Raw genomic sequence first — 3,978 nt, forward strand, 5'->3', positions numbered from 1 at the left:
CAGAGGTGTGGCCGTGCGCTTCGCGATCCCGCTGTTTGTGGTGCTGTTCCTACTCGCGGCCATCGCCCTCTCGACGGGGAGGGAGACGGCGCGCCTCGCGCCGCCCAGCGCCCTCGGCGCCCCCGCCCCCGCCCCCGCGCTCAGCGGCGGGGCCGCCCCGCAGGCTGAGGCGTCGCCGCCGGCCACGCCCGCGCCGGCCGCGCCCGCCTTCGCCCCCGCCCCCGCCGGGCAGCGCCCCTACGTGCCCATCCTGATGTACCACTATGTGCGGACGGTGGACCCCGGCGTCGACCCGCTCGGCTACGGCCTCTCGGTCACGCCCGCCCAGCTCGCCGCCCAGCTCGACTGGCTGCGCCGCGCGGGCTACGACACGGTGCAGATGTCGGCCCTGGCCGGCTGCATCCGCGGCGAGTCGCCCTGCCCCGCCCGCGCCGTGGCCCTCACCTTCGACGACGGCTACATGGACGCCTACACCGACGCCTTCCCCCTGCTCCAGCAGTACGGCGTCACCGCCACCTTCTACATCGTCAGCGGCTTTGTCGGCCACGACGCCTACATGGGCTGGGGCGAGATCCGCGCCCTGCGCGACGCCGGCATGGAGATCGGCGCCCACAGCATCAGCCACATCGACCTGACCACGCTCAGCCACGATGAGAACGTGGACCAGATCGGCCGCTCCGGGGCCGAGATCGCCGCCCAGCTCGGCGCGCCCGTGCGCAGCTTCTGCTACCCCGCCGGCCAGTTCAACGCCGAGATCGCCGCGATCACCCGCGAGCGCGGCTACACCAGCGCCACCACCACCATCCAGCAGGGCCCGCAGGACGACCCCTTCGCCCTGCCGCGCCTGCGTATCTATGGCGATATGTCCCAGGACGGCTTCCAGGCGACGGTGGCGGCATACCTGCCGTAGGAGGGCGCGCGCGCTGAGGGTGTGGGAGAGCGCAGCTCTCCCACAAAAAACTGGTTAGCGCGAATAAGCGCTGGGTCAAGCCCCACCGGCTGGCGACTGACGTCGCGCCGGAGCGGCGCTGCGCGCCGGGCGTCGGCCTGCGCCGACGCCGCCCGCGTAGGCGGGCGGTTGGCCGGAGGCCCCCACGCTGCGACGTCAGTCGCCAGCTGAGGCACCGACGCTCACAGGTTCACCCAGGGCTTAGTCGCGCTAACATGCTCTTATGAGAGGGCACAGGGCCGCGCCTACGGCGCCGATGTCGCCGTAGGCGCCGATGTCGCTGTGGGCGTGTTCGTCTCCAGGGGGACGGGCGTGGGGACGATGCAGGTGATGAAGAGCAGCACCTGGCGGGTGGCGCGGACCTCGACGGTGAGCGGGTAGCGGCCGGGCTGCTCGCGGAAGCGGCCCAGCAGGATCGAGAAGCGCCCGGCATCGTCGGTCAGGCCGCCGCCGACGGGGCGGCCGTCAAAGTAGACCACCAGGGGGGCCTTCGGCGGGCCAGTGCCGGTGAGGGTGAGGGTGCCGTTGACCTCGCAGAGCGCCTGGCTGGTGGGCGTGGGCGTGATCGTGGGCGTGGCCGAGGGCACCGTCGGCGTGGGCGGCTCGGTGGGCGCCAGAGTGGGGGGCGGGATGGGGGTTGGCGGCACGGGCGTAAGCGTCGGCACCGGCGTGGGCGTATTGGTGGGGGTCGGCGAGGGCGCGATCAGGCTGACATTGATCGAGTCGCTGTCGCGGCCGAGCACCTGGTTGCGGGCCAGCAGCTCGATCAGCGGCGGCGACTGGTAGCCCGGCAGGATGTGGCTCGTCTCGCCTGTCTGTAGCGGCACCGGCGTCTGGTTCACGTGCAGCTCCAGGATCGGGCCGTTGGTCACATTCCACTTGACGGCGAAGGGGTTGCCGGCGACCGGCACCGGCGGCACCGTCGAGAGGGTGATGATCTTCGGCAGGGAGAGGAACCAGGCCAGGAGCAGGCCGAGCAGCAGCAGCAGCAGCAGCAGCAGCAGCAGCCAGCGCGGGAAGAAGACGAGCTGGGCGAGCTGGGCCGAGCTGCTGTGGGTCTCGCCCTGGCCTGTAGGCTTGGCCAGCACCGAGAAGCGGTGCTGCACCGGCTGGCCGAACCAGCGCTTCTGGTTGGGGCGAACCTGGAGGTCGGTGCGCCCGACAGCGCCCGGCGCCAGGGTCATCCGCTCCTCGTTGAACAGGAAGCCGAGCGCCTCCTCATCGTCAGCGGCGCTCAGGTTGTAGGTCGCCGGGGCGTTGCCCTGGTTGTTGACCTGCACGCGGTAGAGGCCCTTGAGCAGGCGGCTGCGCTTCTTCGGGCGCAGGTCGAAGCTGCTGCTGGCGAAGGGCAGCACGGTCCAGAGGGCGTCGGCCGTGTTTGACTCGCGGGGGTTCTCGCGCGAGCGGGCCCGGATGGTCACCGGGTACTCGCCGGCGTGGCTCTCGGGCACCTGGGGCACGAGGATGTTCAGGGTGACGAGGTCTTTGGCGCCGGGGTTGAGCTGCACCTGCGGGGCCTGCCCAACGATCCACGACTCGGACACGCCCTCGGCGACAACCTTGAAGTGGTCGACGATCGACCCGAGGTTGACCAGGGTCATGCGGAAGGTGGCGGGGCGGCCGGGGGTGAGCGTCAGGCTCTCCTGGTCGAGGATGATCCCGATCCGGTCGGTGAGCACCTCGGCGGGCGCCGCGTCCGCCGGGGCGGCGGGGGCGATGCTCGGGTCGGGCGGGATGCTGATGACGTTGCCGCTGGCGACGGCCGCACCGCCGGCGGGGGGCAGCGCGATCACCACGGGCGCGGGGCCGTCAGGCGCTGGGTTGAAGGCGTTGGATGTGCTCGCCGGCGCGGCGGCAGCGGCGCTGCCTACGGGCACCGGCTCGACGCGCAGCCAGAACGTCCCCAGGCGCATCGGCTCGTCCCAGCTCCAGACGCGCGTCTCACGCGGGCGCATGGCGGCGTCGCCGATGATCACCGTCGCGCTCGTCGCCAGGCTGGTGACGAGGATGGCGCTGCCGTCCCAGTCCATCTCCAGGTGCGAGGGCTCGATCTCCTCGCCGTCGAGGACGATCGCGTTGCGCGGGTCGCGGCCGACAGTCAGCCCATCGCCGGTGAGGTCGCGGGCGACGAGGGCGCGGCCATACTGGTCGAGGGCCTGCACGCGGGGGATCACCGGGCCGGCCGGGCGGGCGGCGCCGGCGGCACCGCCCGCCGGCCGCGGGGCGAAGCTGAGCGTCGGGGCCATCGCCGGGCTGCGCAGCAGATCCTGGAGTGCCGTGGCCAGGTCGGACGCGTCGGGGAAGCGGTCGACCGGCGACTTGGCGAGGCAGCGCAGGATGATCGCCTCCAGGTTGGCCGGGATCTCGGGGATCATGTCGCGCGGCGGCACGGGCGCGGTGTAGACGTGGCGGAACACGGCGGCGTCGAGGGTCTTGGCCTCGAAGGGGACGCTGCCGGTGGCCATCTCGTAGAGGATCACGCCGAGGGCGTACTGGTCGCTGCGCCCGTCGAGCTCCTGGCCCCGGCAGCGCTCGGGCGAGAGGGCGTAGATCAGCGAGTCGCCCCAGACATCGTCCAGGGCGCCCTCCTGCTCCATCAGCAGGGCGGCCAGGCCGAAGTCGGTCACCTTGAGCGTGTAGCCGCTCTGACCGTCGGCGCGGCGGGCGAGGACGAGGTTGTTGGGCTTAACGCTGCTGTGGATGAAGCCCTGCCTATGGCCGAACGACAGCGCCTCGGCGGCCTGGCGCGCAAGGTCGAGGGCCATCGTCAGCGACCAGCCGGCGCTGCCGCGGCGCTGCATAAAGTTGCGCAGGGTGCCGTCGGGAAGCCACTCCAGCGCCACGTAGCAGAGCCCGGCATCCTCACCGATCGCCTCAATCTCCACGATATGGGCGTGGCGCAGGTCTCTGATCGTCTCCTTGCGCTCGTGAAACCGCCGCCGGAACCCATCGTCCTGGGTCAGGCTGGGGCTCATGATCTTCAGGGCGCGCGGGCCGTCGGCCCCCTGGCGGCGGGCCTGGTAGACCGG

2 protein-coding genes are annotated in these 3,978 nt (G+C 72.1%); one reads left to right on the plus strand and one right to left on the minus strand.

Annotated elements, in window-relative coordinates; genetic code table 11:
* The coding region (locus tag K2Z83_RS16210) for a polysaccharide deacetylase family protein (RefSeq protein ID WP_220596231.1) at nt 1-910 on the plus strand (910 nt) is incomplete at its 5' end.
* Between the two features lie 284 nt (nt 911-1,194).
* Here the strand turns inward: K2Z83_RS16210 and K2Z83_RS16215 are convergent.
* On the minus strand, nt 1,195-3,978 hold a 2,784-nt coding region (locus tag K2Z83_RS16215; RefSeq protein WP_220596232.1), incomplete at its 5' end, for an FHA domain-containing serine/threonine-protein kinase.

This window comes from Oscillochloris sp. ZM17-4 (genome assembly GCF_019599295.1).
Lineage (GTDB): Bacteria > Chloroflexota > Chloroflexia > Chloroflexales > Chloroflexaceae > Oscillochloris.